6 protein-coding genes are annotated in these 4,345 nt (G+C 72.9%); 3 read left to right on the plus strand and 3 right to left on the minus strand.

Annotated elements, in window-relative coordinates; all coding sequences use genetic code 11:
• Positions 1 to 211, minus strand: a 211-nt coding sequence (locus AC2W7C_RS13885) for a site-specific integrase (protein WP_486001965.1), incomplete at its 3' end; no start/stop codon positions are given.
• A gap of 122 nt (positions 212 to 333) precedes the next feature.
• Between AC2W7C_RS13885 and AC2W7C_RS13890 the strand changes: the two genes are divergently transcribed.
• Positions 334 to 891 carry a shikimate kinase gene (locus tag AC2W7C_RS13890; RefSeq protein ID WP_486001966.1) on the plus strand — a complete coding sequence of 186 codons (558 nt, stop codon included), beginning with the start codon at positions 334 to 336 and terminating at the stop codon, positions 889 to 891.
• Positions 888 to 1,994, plus strand: coding sequence for a 3-dehydroquinate synthase (aroB, locus tag AC2W7C_RS13895; RefSeq protein ID WP_486001967.1), 1,107 nt, complete (start codon positions 888 to 890; stop codon positions 1,992 to 1,994). The genes AC2W7C_RS13890 and aroB overlap by 4 nt, the downstream gene beginning before the upstream one ends.
• A gap of 58 nt (positions 1,995 to 2,052) precedes the next feature.
• Here aroB and AC2W7C_RS13900 read toward each other — a convergent pair whose 3' ends face one another.
• Complete coding sequence (locus AC2W7C_RS13900; protein ID WP_486001968.1) at positions 2,053 to 2,457, minus strand: MliC family protein; 405 nt, start codon at positions 2,455 to 2,457, stop codon at positions 2,053 to 2,055.
• A gap of 34 nt (positions 2,458 to 2,491) precedes the next feature.
• On the minus strand, positions 2,492 to 2,977 hold the full coding sequence (gene tadA / locus AC2W7C_RS13905) for a tRNA adenosine(34) deaminase TadA (RefSeq protein ID WP_486001969.1): 486 nt from the start codon (positions 2,975 to 2,977) through the stop codon (positions 2,492 to 2,494).
• Here tadA and AC2W7C_RS13910 point away from each other — a divergent pair.
• Positions 2,966 to 4,345 (plus strand): pseudouridine synthase (locus AC2W7C_RS13910; protein WP_486001970.1); only part of this gene is annotated, 1,380 nt, incomplete at its 3' end. The two genes, tadA and AC2W7C_RS13910, sit on opposite strands and share 12 nt — an antisense overlap.

The following is a 4,345-nucleotide window of genomic DNA, read 5'->3' on the forward strand; positions in this document are numbered from 1 at the left end:
GTCGCCGCGACTGGGTGGCCGGGGAAAGCCCGCGCGCCGCCAGCCCGGCGTACCAGCCCTCGACCCCCGCCTCGTCGGCGGCCATCAGCCCGCCGGGAATGCCGCTCTCAGCGTCGGCCAGGTCGCGGCCGTAGGCGGCCAGGGTGTGAGGCGAAGCATCGCGCTCGACGGCCATCATCTCCAGAAAGGCCTCGATCTGGGGCGTGCTCATCGCGGCGCCCTCTTCGCGCGCGGGCGGCTTGGTGTAGAGGGTGGAGGGACCATGCCGCGCCTCACGCCGACCTTCCCGCCGCCCAGACGCCCGCCCGCGCGAGGCCGCCCCAGAGGCCGCCGATGACCGATGTCGAGGCGATTCCCGTCCATGGCCGCACCATAGCTCTGGTGGGCCTGATGGGCGTGGGGAAATCGACGGTGGGACGACGGCTGGCGCGGCGGCTGGGCCTGCCGTTCGCTGACGGCGACGAGGCGATCGAGGACGCCGCCGGCATGACCGTCTCGGACATCTTCGCCAGCCTGGGCGAGGGAGAGTTCCGGGCGGGCGAGGCGCGGGTCATGCGCCGCTTGCTGGAAGGGCCGCGGATCGTGCTCGCCACCGGCGGTGGCGCGATGCTGAACCCCGACACCCGGGCCCTGCTGAAGCGCCGGGCGGTCACCGTCTGGATGCGCGCCGACCTGGAGACGGTGGCGGAGCGCGTCCGGCGGCGCGACACCCGGCCGCTGCTGCGGGGGCGCGATCCGCTGGAGGCCCTGAAGACGCTCGCGGAGGCGCGCTATCCGGTCTATGCCGAGGCCGATGTGGTGGTGGACGTCGCCGGCGGGGCTCATGCCCAGGCGGTGGACGGGATCGTGACGGCGCTGGAGCGCTACTGGGCGACGGAGGCCGGCGCGTGACGACGACGATCCAGGTTTCGGGCGGCGGCTTCCGCCCCTATCCCGTCATGGTGGGCGAAGGGCTGCTCGTCGAGCTGGGACGTCATCTGGCGCCGCTGGCCAGGGGCCGGACGGTGGTGATCGCCGATGAGACGGTGGCGGCTCTGCACGGCCCGGCCGCCCTGGCCTCGCTCTCGGCGGCGGGCGTCGAGGCAGCGATGCTGACCGTGCCGCCAGGCGAGAGCTCCAAATCGTTCGCCGAGCTGGAGCGGGTGCTGGACCAACTCCTGGCCCGGGGCCTGGATCGCAGCGACGTGGTGGTGGCCCTGGGAGGCGGCGTCGTAGGCGATCTCGCCGGGCTGGCGGCGGCGCTCTACATGCGCGGGATCGACTTCGTACAGGTTCCGACGACCCTGCTGGCCCAGGTGGACTCCTCTGTCGGCGGCAAGACGGCGATCGACACGCCGCGCGGCAAGAACCTGGTCGGCGCCTTCCATCAGCCTCGATTGGTGCTGGCCGACATCGACGTGCTGGCCACCTTGCCGCCCCGACAGCTGCGGTCGGGATGGGCCGAGGTGCTGAAGCACGGGCTGATCTGCGACGCCGGCTTCTTCGACTGGCTGGCCGGCGAGGGGGCGGGCGGCGCGACGGGCGATCCGGCGGCGTTGCATCGCGCCGTCGTCCGCTCCGTCGAGATCAAGAGCGCCATCGTCGGCGAAGACGAGAAGGAGGCGGGCCGTCGCGCCCTGCTGAACCTGGGCCACACCTTCGGCCACGCCATTGAGGCGGAGCTGGGGTTCAACGAGGCGGCGCTGGCTCACGGCGAAGCGGTGGCGCTGGGCTGCGCTCTGGCGTTCCGATTCTCGGCCGCAGCGGGCCTGTGCGCCCCGGACGAGGCCGAACGGGTGGAGACGGTGATCGCGGCGGCCGGCCTGCCGGTCCATCTGGCCGAGGCGGGCGCGTTCTCGGCCGAGGCGCTGCTGGATCGGATGGCGGGGGACAAGAAGGCCGAGGGCGGGCGGCTGACCCTGATCCTGGCGCGCGCGATCGGCGACGCCTTCGTCGCCAGGGACGTGGACCGCCCCGCCGTGGCCGCCTTCCTGCGGACCGAGGGTGCGGCGTGAGGACGGTTCTGCCGAGGGTCATGGTCCCGGGGAAGGCCGGAGATACCGCGGTAGGGGCCTAGTCCACGGCGCGGCAGTCGGTGGGCGGGCGGCCGTCGGCGCTCCAGGTCGCCATGACGCCCTTGCCGCGCAGTTCGTAGCCCGAGGCGCGGTACCAGATGCCGCTGGCGGCTCGCTCCTGATACAGGTCGATGGCCTGGCCGCTGGAGGTGCGGACCGTAGCCATCTCGCGCGGATTGTCGAAGTCGACCGACAGGCGCTCGCTGTTGTTGCACAGGTAGACCGTGCGGATGACCCGATTCATCGCCCGGTCCTGGAGCTCGGCGCCGGTGCGCCGTCGCGCGGTCTGAGCCTCCTGGGCGCGTTCGCGCACCGAGTCGCCGTCCGTGGGGGCCTCGGCCGGCTTCTGGCCGCAGGCGGCCAGGGTCAGGAGAGACAGGGCCAGGGCGATCGGGGTCTTCATGCGGGCAAGCCTAGCCGTTGACGGGTCAGGCCCATCAACGCGCCGCCGTTTCCGCCGTTCCTTTGCGCCGGGCGCGGAAGAATGTCCGCAGAAGGTCGCCGCCCTCCTGACCCAGGACGCCGCCCTGGACGGCGGGCCGCCAGTGGCAGGTCGGCTGGTCGAAGAAGCGTGGGCCATGCGCCACCGCGCCGCCCTTGGGATCGTCGGCGCCCCAGACCACGCGGCCGATCCGGGCGTGGCTGATGGCCCCGGCGCACATCGCGCAGGGTTCCAGCGTCACGTAGAGGGTCAGGCCGGTGAGGCGATAGTTGCCGCGCTTCGCGGCGGCGGCGCGCATGGCCTGGATCTCGGCGTGGGCGGTCGGATCGTGCGCGCCGATGGGGCCGTTGCGGCCCTCGGAGACCACCTCTCCGGTGGATTCGTCGACGATCACGCAGCCCACGGGAGTCTCTCCCGCGTCCGCCGCCGCTTGCGCACACGCCAAGGCCATGCGCATGAACCGCTCATCATGGTCCGCCATCCGAACGACAACGACAAGAAGCCCCGCCCGCGTCAAGACGACCGGAAGGACGGCCCCCGTAAACCCTTCGCCAAGGGCGGCGACCGCAAGCCGGGCGCCAAGCCCGACGCGGCGCCGGCCGAGCCCAAACGCACGGAGCGAATCGCCAAGGCCATGGCCCGGGCCGGCATCGCCTCGCGCCGCGAGGTCGAGCGCCTGATCGGCCTGGGCAAGGTGGCGGTCAACGGCAAGATCCTGGACACGCCGGCGACCCTGGTCACCCGCGACGACGTGATCACCGTGGACGGCAAGCCCATCGGCGCGGCCCAGGCCACGCGGGTCTGGCGCTATCACAAGCCCGCGGGCCTGGTGACCTCCCACGGGGACCCGCAGGGCCGTCCGACCGTCTTCGACGCTCTGCCCAGCGGCCTGCCGCGGGTGATTTCCGTCGGCCGGTTGGATCTGAACACCGAGGGTCTGCTGATCCTGACCAACGACGGCGAGCTGAGTCGGGCGTTGGAGCTGCCGTCGACCGAACTGGTGCGCCAGTACCGGGCCCGCGCCCGGGGCCGGGTGACCCAGGCCGAGCTGGACAAGTTGAAGGACGGGGTGACCGTCGACGGCGTCCGCTACGGCCCGATCGAGGCCACCCTGGACAAGGCCAAGCCGACCGGCGAGGGCGAGAAGGCCTCGGCCAATCTGTGGGTCAGCGTCTCGATCACCGAAGGCAAGAACCGGGAAGTCCGCAAGGTGCTGGAGAGCATCGGCCTGACGGTGAACCGCCTGATCCGTCTGGCCTATGGCCCGTTCCAGCTGGGGACGCTGCCGGTCGGCTCGGTCGAGGAGGTGGGGCCGCGGGTGATCCGCGAGCTGCTGAGCCAGCACATCCGGCCCGAGAACCTGCCGACCGGGAACACGGTCGCCACCCCGGCGCCGATCCCCGGCCGCCGGACCTCGGCGCCGATCGTCAAGGGCGCTTCGGGTTCGGCCATGTCGGACCGTCGCGCAAGCCCAGCCGGGTTCGCGCCGCCGAGGCCGCAGCGTCCGAGGCCGGCGACACGGGCCGGCGGGCGCCGAAGAAGGAGGGCTGGGCCAAGGCCAAGCCGAAGTTCGAACACGCCAAGACCTTCAAGCCGCGCGCCCGGCCCGAGCGGGCCGAGGGCGAGGCGGCGAACGCGCCGAACGCCCGAAGCGCGCCTTCAAGCCGCGCGAGGACCAGTTCATCGACAAGGCCCCGGGGCGGGCCGCGCGGCGAAGGACGGCCGGGCGGCGGCGCCCGCAAGGGGCCGGGCGGCAAGCCGGGCTTCGGCGGCAAGCCCGGCGGCGACCGGGAGGCGATCGCGGTTTCGGCAAGCCCGGAGGCTCGCGTCCGGGCGGCGGTTCTCCGCG

The sequence above is a fragment of the Brevundimonas sp. CURTG3B2_SDJG genome, from assembly GCF_057364705.1.

Coding starts and splice junctions, on each gene's coding strand:
- AC2W7C_RS13900 (WP_486001968.1), bottom strand. CDS start 2,457: ATGAAGACCCCGATCGCCCTGGCCCTGTCTCTCCTGACCCTGGCCGCC.
- AC2W7C_RS13890 (WP_486001966.1), top strand. CDS start 334: ATGACCGATGTCGAGGCGATTCCCGTCCATGGCCGCACCATAGCTCTG.
- tadA (WP_486001969.1), bottom strand. CDS start 2,977: ATGGCGGACCATGATGAGCGGTTCATGCGCATGGCCTTGGCGTGTGCG.